The following is a 16,463-nucleotide window of genomic DNA, read 5'->3' as shown; positions in this document are numbered from 1 at the left end:
AGGTGCCGAGGGCCCTAGGCTCGACCCTCGACCGGCCCGCCCCAGCTCCACCGTCGGTCTCCATCCCGCCCACGAAGACCTGGTACCTGGCCTTGGCCATCTCCGACCTCGACTACGCCGACGACTCCGACGTCGCGCTCATCCGCCGCACCCGTGCGGGCGACCACGATGCGTACGGCCTGCTCCACGTGCGCCACGCCGGCTCCGCCCGGGCCCTGGCCTGGCGCATGAGCCGATCCGTCGCCGACGCCGACGACCTGGTGGCGGAGGGGTTCGCCCGCGTGCTCGCCGCGCTCCAACGGGGCAGCGGCCCGGAGGTCGCCTTCCGGCCCTACCTCCTCAGCACCATCCGCCGCCTCGCGTACGACCGCACCGATCGCGAGAAGCGGGAGGCGCCGGTGGAGTACGACCTCGACGAGCCCACCACCCCGCACGTCGACCCGGTGGTCGAGGGCTTCGAGCGCGACACCGCGGCTGCGGCCTTCGCCTCGCTGCCCGAGCGGTGGCGCATGGTGCTCTGGCACACCGAGGTCGAGGGCCAGTCGCCGGCGCAGGTGGCCGAGCTGCTCGGGATCAAGCCCAACGCCGTCGCCGCGCTGGCCTACCGGGCGCGCGAGGGCCTGCGGCAGGCCTACCTCGGCCAGCACGCGCCCAACGGCGGGGCCGACTCCCGGGAGTGCCGGACCACCCGGGATCGGCTCGCCGCCTACGTGCGCGACGGGCTCACCCCCGCGCAGTCCACCCAGGTCGCCGACCACCTCGAGTCCTGCGACGAGTGCCGTGCCGCCTACCTCGAGCTGGCGAGCGTGAACACCTCCCTGCGCAGCGTGGTGGCCGTGGCCCTGCTCGGTCCGGCTGGCGTGGCCTACCTCGCCGAGCTGCACCTGCCCACCATCGGCGCCGCCGCCGTCGGCAGCGGGGCGGCCAGCGCTTCCGGCTCCGGTGCGACCGGCTCGGCGGGGACCGGGCCCGGCGCGACGGGTGCCGCCGCTGGCGCACCCGCCGCAGGGAGCGGTGCGGCGAAGGGCGGCGCCGGAGCGGCCGCATCCCGCCAGGCGCGGCGAGCGGCCAGCCGTGGCCGGGTGGTCGCCGTGGCCGCTGCCCTCGTGGCGGTCGCCGTGGTCACCGGCGTCCTCGTGGCCCGGCGGCCCGAGCACCGCCTCGACACCGGCCAGCGCGCCGACGCCGTCTCGCAACCCACCGCGGCCGGCGGGCCGGGCCACCGCGATGCGGCGACCACCGCCCCCTCCGACGCCGACGTCGCCACCGCCCCCACCCCGTCGACCGAGGTGCCGGCCCCGGGCCGCCCGTCCGGCGGCGCCGCTCCCACCTCCAGCTCGGCCCCCGCCCGGTCGCCGGGCTCCACGGCGCCGGCACCTCCGACCACCGCGCCCCCCGGCACCCGGACGCCGACGGGCCCGGCCACCACGCTCGCCCCACCGGCCACGGTGCCGCCGCCCACCACGCCGCCGACCACGATCCCGATCCCCGTCGAGCGGTCTCGCCTGACCATGGTCGTCACCAGCGCCGGCGGCCTCGTGGCCGGTCGGCCGGGCGTGCTCGTCGCCACCGTCGCCAACCAGGGCCCCGGGGTGGCCCGCCAGGTCGAGGCCGTCATCGACCTGCGGGACATGGTCCTGCGCGGCCTGCCGCACCTCCCCGGTGGCCCGTCCAGCCGGGCGGTCGGTGGGTCGTGGGACTGCGTGGCCACCAGCCCGCAGCGGCTCACCTGCACCGTCGACGAGCTGGCACCGGGGGCGTCGACCACGCTCTACGTCCCCGTCCAGGTCACCAGCGCGGCAGCCACGGTGGCCGTCGGCCGGTCGGTCCAGGGCATCGACAACCAGGTCGACCTCACCACCCCGCCGTCGGTGCCCCTGCCGGTCTCGGCCACCGGCATGGCGGCGCGCTACGCCACCGTCGACCACGCCGCAGTGGCCACGGCCGGGAACGTGCTGCTCAGCTGCCCCGACGCCGCGATCGGCTGCGCCGACGCCCGGGCCGGCCTCGGGCCGGACCGCACGAACGGCGACTTCGCCATGGCTCCGGTCGACGTCGACGGCGACCCGGCCACCACCAACTCCTCGTCGGCCCCGCTGCTGCTGCCCTCGTGCTCGTCGGTGCTCTCGGCCCAGCTGTACTGGGGCGGCACCCTCGACCCCGGGGTCGGCGGCGCGCCGGCGCCGGCCCCCGGAGCCGTCGACCAGGGCGTGCTCCGCTCGCCGGGGGGCCTCGTCAGCACCATCGCCGCCGAGCGGGTCGACCGCACCGCATCGGGCTACCAGGCCGTCGCCGACGTCACCGACGCCGTGGCCCAGGGCGGTGCCGGCTCGTGGACCTTCGGCGGGGCCCAGCTGGCCACCGGGGTCAACACCTTCGGCGGCTGGTCGCTCGTGGTCGTGTGCGCCGATCCCGCCGCCCCGCTGCGCAGCGTGGTGGTGCTCGACGGGTTGAGCGAGGTCACGGCCACGCCGCGCCCCACCGACACCTTCTCGGTGGGCGGCTTCGTCGTGCCCTCCACCGGTGCGTCGGCCACCGTCGACGTCGTGACCTACGAGGGCGACCGCGGGCTGACCGGCGACCAGCTCACCGTCGGGGGCCGGGCCATCACCGATGCTGCCAACCCCGCCGGCGACAGCTTCAACTCCAGCGCCGCGGTGCTCGGCCGCTCGGTCGACGGCCTGGTGCCCGCTGCTCGCAACCTGCTCGGCCTCGACCTCGACCGCTTCGACGTGTCCGGCGTCCTGCCCGCTGGGGCCACCTCCACCACGATCGGTCTCACCAGCACCGCCGACGTGTACCTTCCGGGCGTGGTCGCCATCTCCGTCGACCAGTAGCCCAAGGAGCCCACCGTGGCCGTCGCAGGTCCGCCCGCCCCGACCAGCGTCGCCGTCGTGGTCGCCGCCCACGGCAGCCGTGCCGAGGCCGCCAACCTGGCCCACCGCGACATCGTCGACGCCCTCGACGCCCGCATCGGCCCGCCGGTCACGCCGGCGTTCCTCGAGCTGGCCCAGCCGTCGATCCCCGAGGGCATCGACGCCGCCGTCGCCGCCGGGGCCGCCACGGTGCTGGTGCTCCCGTACTTCCTGCACCCCGGGCGCCACCTGAGCGACGACCTGCCGGCCATCGTCGCCGAGGCCACCGATCGCCACCCCGGCCACCAGATCCGCCTCCTCGAGTCCTTCGGATCTGATGTGCGGCTGCTGGAGCTGCTCGCCGCGCAGGTCGAAGCGGGGCTCGGGCTGTAGGGGAGGGCGGCGAGCTGGGCGCCTCTGGCCGGGTCGCCGCGCACCGGCCTCCGGCGGGCTCCGGCTGGCGCCTCCGCTGCCGTTCCTGGGGGCTCGTTCCTCGCCCGGCGGGAACGGCGATCATCAGCGGCCCTCCCCGCTCTCGGGCTCGCTTCGCGTCGCCCGGGCCGCTCGGGCCCTGCTCGCCTTCGGCGAACCGCGCCCCCTCGCCATCGCCTCCTCGCACGGAGCCGCCCGCCGTCTGCGTCGGCGGTGGGCCCTCCGGGCGGATCGGTCCTGCGCTGTCGGTCCTCCCGGTCCGAGGGGTCTGTTGTGGACACGTTGTGGTCGGGGGCTTTGGCTGCAACAGTGAGACGGTGCTGAAGAACCTGCGCAAGAAGCTCTCGCAGTCCATCGACGACATCGAGGAAGAGCGCCTGCAGGGGCGCTCGGCCGACCTGGGCGTCACCCGCATCGCCGATGCCCCCACCCGCACGTCGATCATCATCGGCGGCGAGGTGCAGGGCCTCCAGGTGGTCCCCCGGGCCGGGTCGCCGTCGCTCGAGGTCACCATCGGCGACGGCAGCGGTCGGGCGGTGGCGGTCTTCACCGGTCGGCGGCGCCTCGCCGGGGTCGACTGCGGCCGACGGGTCCTCATCGAGGGCGTGGGCCGCGAGGAGCGGGGCCGCATCCTCGTCGTCAACCCGAGCTACACCATCGTCGAGTGACGACGCCGGCCCTTCCCGTCATGGATCGGGCCACGTAGCGTCCTCTCCAGCGGCGCCGCACCCTCGTGGCGCCCGCATCGCACCCGGAGGTCCCCATGGGTTTCATCGACAAGATCAAGGACGTCGTCGGCGACAACGCCGACAAGGCCGAGCAGGCCATCGACAAGGCGGCGGACCTCGTCGACGACAAGACCGGTGGCAAGCACTCGAAGCAGATCGACGGGGCGGCCGACAAGGCCAAGGACCTCATCGAGAAGCTCGACGACAAGAAGTAGCCACCCCGGCGCACCCCATGCGCCGACCGAAGCTCACGACGACCGCCGGCCCAAAGGGCCGGCGGTCCCGCGTCCGACCTCAGCCAGACGCAGCTGGTTCCGACCGCTTCGTGGTCTGCGGGGTCGCCGACAGCCTGCTCGCACCCCGCGCTGCGGACGAGGGCTGCGGCGTTCGCCGAAGGCGAGAGGGCCCGAGCGGCCCGGGACGAAGCGAAGCGAGTCCCGAGAGCGGAGAGGACGGCTGACGATCGCCGGTCCCGAAAGGGCGAGGAACGAGCCGCCCGGAACGGCAGCCGAGACCCGAGGCCGAGGCCCGCCGGAGGCCGGCGACGAACGAGGGATCGTGTCGCCCGAGCCTCAGGGAACGACGTCGACGGGCGTGCCTTGGCGGGCGAGGGTGACCAGCACCGTGACGTCGGGGTTGGAGAGGCGGACGCAGCCGTGGCTGGCCGGGGTGCCGATGAGCTCGGGCCGGTTGGTGCCGTGGGCCGCCACCTGGCCGTTGCCGCCGCCGAAGGAGCTGTAGACGTTGGAGAACCCGGTGAAGCTCACCTGGTAGGCGCCGTAGGAGCCGTTGGGGTTGGTGGGCTTGGCGAGGGCGTCGACGTAGAACGAGCCGGTGGGCGTGGGCGACGACGCCTTGCCCGGCGCCACCGAGGCGCTCCACACGACGTCCTTGCCGTGGAACACGGTCAGGCGCTTGGCGCCGAGCTCGATGAGGATGTGGTTCGGCACGGTGCGGAGCACGACGTCGCTGCGGCGGATCCAGGCCGTGGCGCCGTTGGGGCGGGACTGGATCTGCACCTGCAGCCAGTCGCCCTGCTCCTTGCGCACCAGCATGGTGAGCGGTACGCCCTCGCTGGTGGGGTTGGTGAGGACCCGTCCGCTGGGCACCGGCACGTTGGGCGCCTGGTACAGCGGCACGCGGGAGCCGGCGGCGTCGGCGGCGGTGAACTGGTCGGGCCAGTTCGGGCCCAGCGAGCCCGACACCGTGAGCCCGTCGTTGGCCACCGGGATGGTGGTCGTCGTGGTGCTGGTGGTGGTCGGCGCCGGCCACGCCCCATCCAGCTTCGAAGGCCGCGTGTCCGACACCTCGACCCGCGCCGTCACCGTCTGCGCCGCCGTCTCCGTCCCACACGCACCGAGCAGCAAGAGCCCGACGGCCACGAGGCCAACACGCTTCCGGGGGGACGTCCGCACCCGCTCACGGTACCCCCACCAACCCCAACCAGCCCCGCGCCCGTTCACGAGTGCTGCGGGCTGGTTCCGAAGGGAGACGAGCACAGCGAGCGGTGCGGTTCGCCGAAGGCGAGAGGGCCGGTTCCGAGGGGAGACGTGCGCATCGCAGGGTGCGGTTCGCCGCAGGCGATAACGCTCTCTGCGTGCGACGGGGCTCCGAGGCGAGACGTCCACGGCGAAGGGTGCGGTTCGCCGAAGGCGAGAGGGCCCGAGCGGCCCGGGCGACGAAGGAGCCCGAGAGCGGAAGGAGGAGCGAACGATCGCCGTTCCCGAGCGCGAGGAACGAGCCCCCAGGAACGGCAGCCGAGCCCCAGCGAGGCCCGCCGGAGGCCGGTGACCCGCGGAGGCTGTGCTCGCACCCCGCGCTGCGGACCGGAGCGAGGCGTCAGCCGAGCAAGGTCCGCACCACGTCGTCCTCCGCGTCCGGCGTGGTGAGGACGAGGACCTCGTCGCCGGCGCGGAGCACGCTGTCGCCGCGGGGGACGATGACGTGGTTGTCGCGGATGATGGCGACGACGGTGGAGTCGCGGGGCAGGCCGAGCTCGGCCAGGTCCTTGCCGGCGCTGGGCGACTCGGCGGTGAGGGTGGCCTCGGACAGGCGAGCCCGCCCGCCTTCGAAGGAGAGCAGCCGGACGAGGCTGCCGACCGAGACGGCCTCCTCGACGAGGGCGGTGAGGAGGTGGGGGGTGGAGACGGAGACGTCGACGCCCCACATCTCGGTGAACATCCACTCGTTCTTGGGGTTGTTCACGCGGGCCACCACGCGGGGCACGGCGAACTCCTGCTTGGCGAGCAGGGAGATGACCAGGTTGTCCTCGTCGTCGCCGGTGACGGCGGCGACGACGTCGGCCTTGTCGACCCCGGCGCGGGCGAACTCGCTGACCTCGCAGGCGTCGGCGGCGACCCAGGTGACGCCGGCGGGCTCGCCGCGGCGCTCGGCCTCGGCCACGCGGTCGGCGTCGACCTCGACGATGATGACCTCGTGCCCGGCCTTGGCCAGGTCCTCGGCGATGAAGGTGCCGACGCTGCCGGCTCCGGCGATGACGACGCGCATATCAGTGGCCTGCCTTGGGTGCGGGACCCGCGAGGTGCTGGTCGAACAGTTCGATGGAGTCACCGCTGACGGTGACGTGGAGGACGTCGCCCTCCTGCAGGACGGTGTCGGGCCCGGCGACCGAGCCCTGGCCGAGGCGGGTGATGGCGGAGATGCGGGCGTGGCCGAGGACGTCGAGGTCGACGACCTTCTTGCCGGCCCAGGCGGAGGTCACGGGGCGCTCGACCAGCAGGACCTTGGCGCTGGCGTCGATCCACTCGGAGGTGGGGCGGTCGGGGAGGACCCGCTGGAGCACCCGCTCGGTGGCCCACTCGACGGTGGCGATGGTGGGGATGCCGAGTCGCTCGTAGATCTTGGCTCGGCGGGGGTCGTAGATGCGGGCGACGACGCGCTCGATCCCGAAGGTCTCCCGGGCCACGCGGGCCACGAGGATGTTGGAGTTGTCGCCGTTGGTGACGGCGGCGAGGGCGGTGGCCTGCTCGATGCCGGCGGCGATCAGGCGGTCGCGGTCGAAGCCGACCCCGACGACGGTGTTGCCGCTGAACCCCTCGGGAAGGCGCTCGAAGGCCTTGGCCCGGCGGTCCACGACGGCGACGCTGTGGCCGCCCTCTTCGAGGGTGCGGGCGACCCCCGCTCCCACCCGTCCGCAACCGACGACGACGACATGCACGGCCTTCACCTCACTCGACGCACCCGGGACGGGCACGGCGGGGGAGCCTACGCCCGCCGTCGCCCCTGCCGCATCCTGTCGAGAGGCTTTCGCAAACGTTCTGCACGTCGGGCGGCACCGGGGCGCGCGGTGGGCGCCTTCGGGGCGTCGGGACTGTTGCGCGCCCCTGCAGGGACCATACGATCACCCGGTCCACCGGCTCGGTCCTCGGAAGAAGCTCCATGGCGTCCACGTTCAAGCGCATCCTGGTGGGCAAGCCGCTCGCCAGCAGCGAACAGGACCACCAGGCGCTCGGCAAGCCGACGGCCCTCGCCGTGTTCGCCTCGGACGCCATCTCCTCCACCGCCTACGCGACCGAGGAGATCCTCTTCGTCCTGCTGGCTGCGGCAACCTTCCCGCAGACCCACAAGTACCTGATCCCCATGGCGCTGGTGTCGGTCTTCCTGCTGGCCGTGGTGTCCACCTCGTACCGGCAGACGATCTTCGCCTACCCGAACGGCGGCGGGGCCTACGAGGTCAGCCGGGAGAACATCAGCCAGAACGCCGCGCTGGTGGCGGGGGCGTCGCTGCTCGTCGACTACACGCTCACCGTCGCGGTGTCGGTGAGCTCGGGCGTGCTGGCCATCGGCTCGGCCTTCCACTTCAACGACCAGTCCACCCTGCGGGTGGCGCTGGCGCTGGGCTTCGTGGCGCTCATGGCCATCGGCAACCTGCGGGGCCTCAAGGAGGCGGGGCGGGTGTTCGCCGTCCCCACCTACGCGTACACGCTGCTGCTCGGCGGGCTCATCGCCTACGGCATCTACAAGATCGGCTTCCAGGACCTGGGCACCATCCCGGGCAACGAGAAGATCGCCGAGGACTTCGCCAAGGAGCAGGGCGCCGAGCTGTCCAAGCTCACCGGCTCGGTGGGCCTGCTGCTCCTGCTGCGGGCGTTCAGCTCCGGTGCCGTGGTGCTGGCCGGCGTGGAGGCCATGTCGAACGGCGTGCCGGCGTTCCGCCAGCCCAAGTCGAAGAACGCCTCGCAGACGCTGATGATGATGGCGTTCATCATGGGCGTCTCGACCCTCGGCGTGAGCTACCTGGCCAGCCACCTCCACCCGGTCTTCCAGGAGGGCGGCGACACCGTCCTCTCCCAGATGGGCGGCGCCATCTTCGGTGACGGCACGTTCCTCTACTACGCCCTGCAGTTCGCCACCTTCGGCATCTTGATCCTGGCGGCCAACACCGCCTTCGCCGGCTTCCCGCAGCTGTCCTCGAACATCGCCCGGGACGGCTTCCTGCCCCGGCAGCTGGCCAACCGGGGTGACCGGCTGGTGTTCTCGAACGGCGTGCTCATCCTCTCGGGCATGGCGGCGCTGCTGATCGTCATCTTCAAGGCCGACGTCAGCGCCCTGATCCCGCTGTACGCCGTGGGCGTGTTCGTGGGGTTCACCCTCAGCCAGTTCGGCATGTGCCGGCACCACCTGCGGCTGCGCGAGCCGAAGTGGCAGACCAGCCTGTTCATCAACGGGCTCGGCTGCTTCATGACCGGCGTGGTGCTGGTGGTGGTGATCGTCTCGAAGTTCACCGAGGGCGCCTGGATCCCGGTGGTGATCATCCCCGCCATCGTCGCCCTGCTGAAGGTGATCAACCGCCACTACCGGTCCATGGACGAGCTCATGACCGTCGAGCCGCACGAGAAGGTGCGGCGCCGCACCAACACCGTGATCGTGCTCGTGGGGCGCGTCACCCGGGGCTCGCTCACCGCCATCGCCTACGCCCGCTCGCTCAACCCCGACCGCCTGGTGGCGGTCACGGTGGTCTCGAACCCCGAGGAGCAGGAGTCCATCGGCCGCCAGTGGGAGGACCACCAGATCCCGGTGGAGCTGGTGAGCCTCTACTCGCCCTACCGCGAGCTGTCCCGGCCGATCATGCGCTACATCGACGACCTCGACGACCAGTTCGACGACGACTTCGTCACCGTGGTGGTCCCCGAGTTCACCCTCGAGCACTGGTGGCAGCAGCTGCTGCACAACCAGAGCGCCCTGGTGCTCCGGACCCGGTTGCGCAACCGGCCCAACACCGTCGTCACCTCCGTCCCCTTCAACGTCGACCGGGGCCGGGCGGCGCTCGTGGCGGCCCGCGTGGCCGCCGAAGGATCCCACCCCGTTCCCCCGCCCACGAACTCCCCCTCATCGGAAGAGCAGCCATGACCTCGCCGTTCAAGCGGATCCTCGTCGGGAAGCCCATCGCCAGCAGCGAGGAGGAGCACCAGCGCATCGGCAAGCCCGTCGCCCTGGCGGTCTTCGCCTCCGACGCGGTGTCCTCGACGGCGTACGCCACCGAGGAGATCCTCCTCGTCCTGCTGATGGGCGTGGCGTTCCCCATGTCGCACAGCTACCTGGTGCCCATCGCCATCGCCGCCATCGTGCTGCTGGCCATCGTGGGCTTCAGCTACGTGCAGACCATCCACGCCTACCCCGACGGCGGTGGCGCCTACGTCGTGAGCCGGGAGAACATCTCGCCCACCGCGGCGCTGGTGGCCGGCGCCTCGCTCCTGGTCGACTACACGCTGACCGTGGCGGTGTCGATCTCCTCGGGCGTGCTGGCCATCGGCTCGGCGTTCGGGTTCAACGACAAGGCGCTGATCCGCATCGGGCTGGCGCTCTTCTTCGTGGGCGTCATGTGCGTGGGCAACCTGCGCGGCCTCAAGGAGTCCGGCAAGGTCTTCGCCGTCCCCACCTACTTCTACGTGACGATGCTCTTCATCTTCCTGGGCACCGGCTTCTACAAGCTCGTCAACGGCGACCTCCACCAGCTCCACACCAGCGCCGAGCTGGCTCGGCACTTCAAGGAGGAGCACGAGCTGATGAAGACGGCCTCGCTGTTCATCCTGCTGCGGGCCTTCAGCTCCGGCGCGGTGGTGCTCTCCGGCGTCGAGGCCATCTCGAACGGCGTGCCCGCCTTCCAGAAGCCCGAGTCTCGCAACGCCTCGCAGACGCTGGCGATGATGGCCGGCATCCTGGGTGCCGGCTTCCTCGGCATCTCGATCCTGGCCCACCACCTGCGGCCGGTGGTCGACGAGGGCGGCGAGACCGTGCTCTCCCAGATGGCCAAGTCGATCTTCGGCGGCACCAACCTCATGTACTACGGGCTGCAGTTCGGCACCTTCGCCATCCTGATCATGGCGGCCAACACCGCGTACGCCGACTTCCCCCGGCTCAGCTCGCTCATCGCCCGGGACGGCTACCTGCCCCGCCAGCTGGCCAACCGAGGCGACCGGCTGGTGTTCTCCAACGGCGTGCTCGTGCTCTCGGCCATGGCCGGCGTGCTCATCGTCATCTTCCAGGCCCAGGTCAGCGCCCTCATCCCGCTCTACGCCGTCGGCGTGTTCACCGGCTTCACCCTCAGCCAGTTCGGCATGATCAAGCACCACCTCAAGCTGCGTGAGCCCCGCTGGCAGGTGGGCCTGGCCATCAACGCCCTCGGCTGCGCGGCCACCGGCGTGGTGCTGGGCGTGGTGGTCGTCTCCAAGTTCACCATCGGCGCCTGGATCCCGGTCGTGGTCATCCCCATGATCGTGCTGGTCTTCCGCCGCATCCACCGGCACTACGCCAAGATGGACCGGCGCATGCAGGTGTCGCCCGGCGAGAAGGTGCGCCGCCGCACCAACACCGTGATCGTGCTGGTGGGCAAGGTCACCAAGGGCTCGCTCACCGCCATCGCCTACGCCCGCTCGCTCAACCCCGACCGCGTGGTCGCCGTCACCGTGGTCTCCAACCCCGAGGAGCAGGAGCGGATCACCCAGCAGTGGGAGGACCACGGCATCTCGCTGGAGCTGGTCACGCTGTACTCGCCGTACCGCGAGCTCACCCGCCCGATCCTGCGCTACGTCGACGACATCGACAGCCAGCACCACGACGACTTCGTCACCGTGGTCCTGCCCGAGTTCGCCCTCGAGCACTGGTGGCAGCAGCTGCTCCACAACCAGAGCGCACTCGTGCTGCGCACCCGGCTGCGCAGCCGGCCCAACACCGTGGTCACCTCGGTCCCGTTCCACGTCGACGAGGAAGAGGAGGCCGCCGCCCTGGCGGCCGCCAAGCCCGACGCCTGACCCGGGCGCTCCCGACCGGGCCGACCGTCGGGCGGGGCCAGAGCCCGCGGGTCAGCGGGCGAACATCATCATCCACTGCTCCAGGCTGTCGGGGCGGAACACCACGTTCCGCCGCCGGGTCTCGGCCATGGAGGCCGACGGCTTCTCGGAGTAGAGGTGGCCGGGGTACAGGACGGCGTCGTCGGGGACCTGGGCCAGCTGGTGGGTGAGCGAGTGGTACATGTCCTCGGGGTTCGACCCGGGCAGGTCGGTGCGGCCGCAGCCGTCGAGGAACAGGGTGTCGCCGGCCACCAGGCGGCCGTCGACCAGGAAGCACTGGCTGCCGGGGGTGTGGCCGGGCGTGTGGATGAGCGTGATCGGGATCTCGCCGACCATGACCGTGTCCCCGCTGGTGTGGGTGGCGAGGTGGTCGGCGGTGACGCCGGTGCCCCGGGCCACCCACTCGGCCTCGGCCTCCTGCACGTGGATCGGCACGTCGGCCAGGGCGAGCAGCTCGGCGATGCCGGTGATCTGGGCCATGCCCCCGAGGCTGCCGCCCACGTGGTCGGCGTGGTAGTGGGTGGCGAGGGCGCCGGTGAGGCGCATGCCGTCGGCTTCGAGGATGTCGAGCAGGGCCTGCTGGTCGTAGGCCGGGTCGATGGCCACGGCCTCGCCGGTCTCGCGGTCGCCCACCAGGTAGACGAAGTTGACCATCTGCTCGGCCACCCGGTCGCCCTCGGCGACGTCGAGGCCGGCGAGGAGCTGCTTGAAGTAGAGACGGGACGAGCCTGCGGACATGGCTCGGATCGTAGGGGGCGACCGGCCGCCGCACCCGTGGCACCGGGCGCGGGTCGCTCGACCGGGTGAGGGCTCAGCCCGGGTGGGCGTGGGCGGCCCCGGCGGACCGGTCGAGCGGCTCCACCACCACGGCCAGCTCCAGGGCGAGCTGGTGGCAGGCCACCGCGAGCAGGACCAGCACCAGGTCGACCCCGGCCACCAGCGCCAGGCCGGGCTCGTGCAGCACCGGCACCTGCCACAGGGCCAGCCAGCCGACAGCGAGCAGCGTGCCGATGGTCAGCACCGCGCCCGCCACCCCGAACACGACCGAGGCGTCCTCGGCCCACACGGCCCGGCGGGGCAGCGCAGCTGCCGGGGCGAGCAGGTCGGGCGGGTCGAGCGGGGGCACCCCAGTGGGACGCCGTGCGGCACGGACCGTGACGCCGTGGGGCCGACCTGCTCCCGGTCCGGGCCGGGCGGGCCAGGATGGGCGGGTGATCGATCGCGAGCTGAAGCGGGCCCTGGGCCAGATGGTGAAGGGCGTGCAGGTGGTGGGCGCCGCCCACGACGGCCTGGTGCGGGCCTACACCTCGCACTGGGTGTGCCAGGTCTCGTTCGAGGAGCCGGTGGTCATGGCGTCGGTGTCGCCGAAGCACGACACCCACCCGCTCATCGCCGCCAGCGGCCGGTTCTCGGTGTCGATCCTGGCGGGCGACCAGGTGGAGCAGGGCCAGTACTTCTCCTATCCGGGGCACCGGTTCGCCTACGTCGCCCCCGAGTACCTCGACCTCTCAGGCGACCTCCCGGTGGTGCGCGACGCCGTGGCCTGGCTCCACTGCGACGTGGAGGAGGTGATCACCGGGCGCTACGACCACGACCTCTTCTTCGCCCGTGTGGTGGCCACCGGCACCGGCCGCCTCGAGCAGCCGCCGCTGCTGTACTCGTCCCGCCACGGCTGGCGGGTGACCGGCGACAAGGCCCGCGAGCCGGGGACCTCGGTGCGGGACCGCCTACTGGCTCGCCTCGCCGAAGGCCCGCGCCCCGACCCGAGCTGACGGCGGCGCGGGAGGCAGCGTGGCGCGCCGGTGGGGCTCGTCGCGTCGCTGCTCAAGGTCGCCGGGGCGGGGCCGATGGGTGCCGATGGCGAGGGACGGCGTGGACGACGGACGGGCAGACGGGTCGACCGGATCGGCGGGCGCGGCCCCTGATGAGGATGCCGAGCGGCGCGAGCGCCGGCAGCGGATCCTGCTCGGGGCCCTGGCGGTGCTGCTGGTCTTCCTGGTGGGCAAGGAGGCGCTCGACGGGGCCGAACCGCCGCCCCGTGGCCGGGCCACGGTCGTGTACGACGACTTCGGCTCGGGGCGGATCGGGCTGCAGCTCGACGGCGAGCTCGCTGTGGAGGCCGGAGGCCCGCTGCACCTGGTGACGTGGGACGAGCCGGTCCGCGTCGGCCAACAGGTCGATGTCGAGCTGGCCGGCGACTGCGCCTGCCAGCCCCGCCAGCCGGGCTCGACCGCCGGCGGGGTGGATCGTGTCGGGGCCCTGCTGCGGCGCAGCCTCGGCTTCGTGGCGGCGATGGGCGCGCTGCTGTGGCTCTTGTGGCGGGTCCGCCGGCGAGCGCGAGCGGCGACCGGTGCCTCGGAGGCTGCGCTGGGCTCGCCGCTGCCGACCCTGGCCGTCACCGTGGCGCCCCGGTTGGTCGCCACGGGGAAGGCCCACCGGCTCTGGCTCGAGCTGCAGCAGGCCGACGAGGCTCGGACGTCGGTCGGCTGGGTGGCGCCCGGCACCGCCACCCAGGGCGTCGACCTCTCCGGGACGTGGGCGCTGCACGGCGGGTGGGCGCCGGGCCTGCCCGTGGCCCTCACGTCGGCCGACGGCAGCCGCACGCTCCTGCCCGGCTCGCCCCTCTCGCCGGAGCCGGGGGGTCCGGTGCACCCGGTGTCCGACGCCCTCACCTGGCTGCTGGGGTGGGAGCGAGCCGGTGACCCGCCGCCCGCCGCGGCCCGCCCGGCGACGCTCGACGAGGCCCGACCGGGCCCGGCGATCGTGGCCGCGGCGCCCAAGGCCCGAGACCGAACTTCGAGAGCTGCTGATCACCTCCATGCTGCCGGGGTGGTGCCTCCTGTCGCTGACGCTCTTCGGCATCGTGCCGGGGCTCGAGCCGCTGTGGGCGCTCCCGGTCGCGGCGGTCCTGCTCGTCGTCGCCGCGCGCAGCCAGGGGCGCCTGGCCCGCCGCGCCAACCGGGCGCTGCTGGAGGCCATCGAGCCGAAGCTGGCGCTGCCACCGGCCGATGCCCTGCTGGTGGCCCAAGGGCTGGTGGCACTGGGCGTGGGCGCCACCCCCGTCGGACCCAAGGCGGCGAGGTCCCGATCCGGCCGGCGGGCGGCGCCCGCTCCGGTTCCTCCCGCGGGGCTGCCTGCTCCGGCTCCTCCTGCGGCGGCGCCGTGAGCGGACCGGCGCTCAGCCGGCGAGCTGGGTGCGGAGCCAGGCGGCCAGGGTGGCCTTGAACGAGGTGTCGTAGGCCCGGTGGGCGCGCCGCAGGTCCGCTCCGGGCCACCCGGCGCCGGTGAGCTCGTCCGGGAGCAGGGGGTCGGACTGGAGGTGGCGGAGGACCGCGGCCGACAGGACGAAGCCCTCGGCCAGCGACCCGGTGTCGCCCTCGGCCAGGCGGCGGGCGATCGGGTCCAGGTCGTGCTGCAGCGCGACGGCGCGCCGACCAGGCGTGGAGGTCCCAGAGCGACGTGGCCAGCGCTCGTGGCTCGTCCGGCTCGGTGGCGAAGGACGTGCAGCGGGCGGCGGCGAGCGCCTCGGCGTCGGGCAGCACGTCGACCGGGAGGTTGGCCGGCCGCAGCCACACGCCCTCGCGGAGCTCGGCGAAGCGGAGCGCGGCCAGGGCGGCGCGCAGCTCGGCCCGCTCGCTCGCCGGTCGGGCCTCACCGGGCGCCACCAGCAGGCGCCACGACCCGTCCCAACCCGACGGCGGGCCCTGGCGAGAGAGGGACTGGCGGGACTGGCGGGCGAGGAGGGGAGCGCCGACCAGGCGGTAGCCGTCGCCCCGGGCCTCCAGCTCACCGGCCGCCACCATCCGGGAGATGGCCACCCGGGCGGTCCCGGGCGCCACGCCGAGGAGCTCGGCCGTGGCCACCAGCGAGCGGGTGGGCAGCTCGGGCGGCGAGACGCCGAGCAACGTCGACGCCAGCACCGAGCGTGCGGTGAGGCGGCGACCGGCGTCGGCCGGGCCCGCAGCGGGCGCCGTGGGCTCCGGGGCGGAGGACGGCCGTCGAGGGCGAGGAGCGGAGGTCTTCGAGGCGGGGGAGGAGGACATGGCGCTCTTACATTGGTGCGACGGGTGCGAGCAGAACGTAACATGGGTCCATGGCCACGATGATGCGACCCGACCGGACCGGGGGGATGGTGCCCGGGCCCGAGGCCCTGCCGGACGTGTTGCCCACCGAGCGGCTGCTCGTCTCGGGCAAGGCGGTCCCCGAGCTGCGCGCCGACCTGCGCCGCATCGCGGGCTTCCGCAACGCCCTGAGCGTGGCCGGGCTGTGGCTCGGGATCGTGGCGCTGTGGGCGGCGGCCGCCCGGATCGACCACCCGCTCGGCTACCTCGCCCTCTTCGTGCTGATGGGCCCGGTGTTCGCCCGCCTCGCGATCCTCGGCCACGAGGCGGCCCACCGGTTGCTGTTCCGCAACCGCACGGCGAACGACGTCGTCGGCCGCTGGGTGCTCGACCACCCTGCCTTCGTCCCCTTCGACATCTACCGCCGCTCGCACTTCGCGCACCACAAGGACGAGTTCGGACCCGGCGAGCCCGACATCCCGCTCTACGCCGGCTACCCGCAGGCCCGGGCGTCGTGGCGGCGCAAGCTCTGGCGCGACGCCAACGGCAACAGCGGGTGGAAGAACCTCAAGCCGCTGCTGCGGGCCCTGCTCAAGAAGGTCTCCCGGCCCTTCGCCGCCAAGATCCTCGGCACGCAGCTGGTGCTGTGGGCGGCCATCTGGGCGCTCACCGGGCACTGGTGGCTGTACCCCGTCTGCTGGCTGGGCCCGTGGATGACGGTGTGGCGGGTGCTCAACCGGCTGCGCGCCGTCGCCGAGCACGGCGGCATGGAGCGATCCGGCGACCGCCGACGCACCACCCACGCCATCCGCCAGAGCTGGTCGGCCCGCTTCTGGATCGCCCCGTACAACACCGGCTGGCACCTGGCCCACCACACCGACATGGGCGTGCCGTGGCGCAACCTCCCCCGCTACCACCGCGAGCTGGAGGCAGCCGGCTGGATCACCCCGGCGTTGGAGCACCCCAGCTACCGCGCCTTCTGGAAGGCCATCTCGACGGGCCCCCTCCCCGTGGCCCCCGCCGAGCCCGCGGCAGCCGGCCCCGCCACCCCCACCTCATAGGGGGTTGAGACCTGGT

The 16,463-nt window shown here is 73.3% G+C and carries 14 protein-coding genes and 1 pseudogene; 9 read left to right on the top strand and 6 right to left on the bottom strand.

The window, feature by feature from the left end:
• The first annotated feature begins 92 nt into the window (after positions 1-92).
• From KSP35_RS15130 to KSP35_RS15115, 4 genes are all read left to right on the top strand, one after another.
• Positions 93-2,837: a sigma-70 family RNA polymerase sigma factor gene (locus KSP35_RS15130; protein WP_216996658.1), complete on the top strand. Its 2,745-nt coding sequence runs from the start codon at positions 93-95 to the stop codon at positions 2,835-2,837.
• A 15-nt stretch (positions 2,838-2,852) separates the two neighbouring features.
• Complete coding sequence (locus tag KSP35_RS15125; RefSeq protein WP_216996657.1) at positions 2,853-3,248, top strand: sirohydrochlorin chelatase; 396 nt, start codon at positions 2,853-2,855, stop codon at positions 3,246-3,248.
• A gap of 356 nt (positions 3,249-3,604) precedes the next feature.
• Positions 3,605-3,955: a hypothetical protein gene (locus tag KSP35_RS15120; RefSeq protein ID WP_216996656.1), complete on the top strand. Its 351-nt coding sequence runs from the start codon at positions 3,605-3,607 to the stop codon at positions 3,953-3,955.
• A gap of 95 nt (positions 3,956-4,050) precedes the next feature.
• A complete protein-coding gene (locus KSP35_RS15115; RefSeq protein WP_216996655.1) occupies positions 4,051-4,230 on the top strand; it encodes an antitoxin in 180 nt (59 codons plus the stop codon).
• A 357-nt stretch (positions 4,231-4,587) separates the two neighbouring features.
• Here the strand turns inward: KSP35_RS15115 and KSP35_RS15110 are convergent, their stop codons facing one another.
• The 3 genes from KSP35_RS15110 to KSP35_RS15100 all read right to left on the bottom strand — a co-directional run bounded on the left by KSP35_RS15110 (position 4,588) and on the right by KSP35_RS15100 (position 7,193).
• Positions 4,588-5,340, bottom strand: a complete 753-nt coding sequence (locus KSP35_RS15110) for a L,D-transpeptidase (RefSeq protein WP_216996654.1) — start codon at positions 5,338-5,340, stop codon at positions 4,588-4,590.
• Between the two features lie 514 nt (positions 5,341-5,854).
• Positions 5,855-6,523, bottom strand: coding sequence for a TrkA family potassium uptake protein (locus KSP35_RS15105; RefSeq protein ID WP_216996653.1), 669 nt, complete (start codon positions 6,521-6,523; stop codon positions 5,855-5,857).
• A gap of 1 nt (position 6,524) precedes the next feature.
• The gene (locus tag KSP35_RS15100) at positions 6,525-7,193 is read right to left on the bottom strand and encodes a TrkA family potassium uptake protein (protein ID WP_256444492.1); all 669 of its coding nucleotides are present in this window, start codon (positions 7,191-7,193) and stop codon (positions 6,525-6,527) included.
• Between the two features lie 221 nt (positions 7,194-7,414).
• Between KSP35_RS15100 and KSP35_RS15095 the strand changes: the two genes are divergently transcribed.
• Together KSP35_RS15095 and KSP35_RS15090 are read left to right on the top strand one after the other, a co-directional pair.
• The gene (locus KSP35_RS15095) at positions 7,415-9,385 is read left to right on the top strand and encodes an APC family permease (protein ID WP_216996651.1); all 1,971 of its coding nucleotides are present in this window, start codon (positions 7,415-7,417) and stop codon (positions 9,383-9,385) included.
• On the top strand, positions 9,382-11,286 hold the full coding sequence (locus tag KSP35_RS15090) for an APC family permease (RefSeq protein ID WP_216996650.1): 1,905 nt from the start codon (positions 9,382-9,384) through the stop codon (positions 11,284-11,286). Before KSP35_RS15095 ends, KSP35_RS15090 begins: the two co-directional genes overlap by 4 nt.
• Before the next feature lie 51 nt (positions 11,287-11,337).
• On the opposite strand, the gene KSP35_RS15085 is transcribed toward KSP35_RS15090, so the two are convergent.
• Together KSP35_RS15085 and KSP35_RS15080 are read right to left on the bottom strand one after the other, a co-directional pair.
• On the bottom strand, positions 11,338-12,063 hold the full coding sequence (locus KSP35_RS15085; protein WP_216996649.1) for an MBL fold metallo-hydrolase: 726 nt from the start codon (positions 12,061-12,063) through the stop codon (positions 11,338-11,340).
• A 73-nt stretch (positions 12,064-12,136) separates the two neighbouring features.
• Positions 12,137-12,451 (bottom strand): hypothetical protein, encoded by a 315-nt coding sequence (locus tag KSP35_RS15080; RefSeq protein WP_216996648.1) that lies wholly within the window; start codon positions 12,449-12,451, stop codon positions 12,137-12,139.
• An 85-nt stretch (positions 12,452-12,536) separates the two neighbouring features.
• Here KSP35_RS15080 and KSP35_RS15075 point away from each other — a divergent pair, with 85 nt between their 5' ends.
• Together KSP35_RS15075 and KSP35_RS24565 are read left to right on the top strand one after the other, a co-directional pair.
• Positions 12,537-13,097, top strand: a complete 561-nt coding sequence (locus KSP35_RS15075; RefSeq protein ID WP_216996647.1) for a flavin reductase family protein — start codon at positions 12,537-12,539, stop codon at positions 13,095-13,097.
• A 1,046-nt stretch (positions 13,098-14,143) separates the two neighbouring features.
• Positions 14,144-14,491: a hypothetical protein gene (locus tag KSP35_RS24565; protein ID WP_254126788.1), complete on the top strand. Its 348-nt coding sequence runs from the start codon at positions 14,144-14,146 to the stop codon at positions 14,489-14,491.
• A gap of 379 nt (positions 14,492-14,870) precedes the next feature.
• On the opposite strand, the pseudogene KSP35_RS26000 reads toward KSP35_RS24565, so the two are convergent.
• Positions 14,871-15,368 (bottom strand): annotated as a pseudogene (locus tag KSP35_RS26000) (hypothetical protein); the annotation flags it as partial.
• 50 nt (positions 15,369-15,418) lie between these two features.
• Between KSP35_RS26000 and KSP35_RS15065 the strand changes: the two are divergent.
• Entirely contained in the window at positions 15,419-16,447 is a 1,029-nt protein-coding gene (locus tag KSP35_RS15065) for a fatty acid desaturase (RefSeq protein WP_216996645.1), read from the top strand.
• Positions 16,448-16,463 lie beyond the last annotated feature (16 nt).

The organism is Aquihabitans sp. G128, from assembly GCF_019048865.1.
In the GTDB taxonomy this organism is placed as follows: Bacteria; Actinomycetota; Acidimicrobiia; order Acidimicrobiales; family Iamiaceae; genus Aquihabitans.
Note: the sequence above shows the minus strand (reverse complement) of the source record. Positions and strands in the feature narration are given on the sequence as shown.

Excerpts from the sequence above, each read along its gene's own strand:
- KSP35_RS15115 (WP_216996655.1), top strand. The coding sequence starts at position 4,051 with ATGGGTTTCATCGACAAGATCAAGGACGTCGTCGGCGACAACGCCGAC.
- KSP35_RS15105 (WP_216996653.1), bottom strand. The coding sequence starts at position 6,523 with ATGCGCGTCGTCATCGCCGGAGCCGGCAGCGTCGGCACCTTCATCGCC.
- KSP35_RS15095 (WP_216996651.1), top strand. The coding sequence starts at position 7,415 with ATGGCGTCCACGTTCAAGCGCATCCTGGTGGGCAAGCCGCTCGCCAGC.
- KSP35_RS15090 (WP_216996650.1), top strand. The coding sequence starts at position 9,382 with ATGACCTCGCCGTTCAAGCGGATCCTCGTCGGGAAGCCCATCGCCAGC.
- KSP35_RS15085 (WP_216996649.1), bottom strand. The coding sequence starts at position 12,063 with ATGTCCGCAGGCTCGTCCCGTCTCTACTTCAAGCAGCTCCTCGCCGGC.
- KSP35_RS24565 (WP_254126788.1), top strand. The coding sequence starts at position 14,144 with ATGCTGCCGGGGTGGTGCCTCCTGTCGCTGACGCTCTTCGGCATCGTG.
- KSP35_RS15065 (WP_216996645.1), top strand. The coding sequence starts at position 15,419 with ATGGCCACGATGATGCGACCCGACCGGACCGGGGGGATGGTGCCCGGG.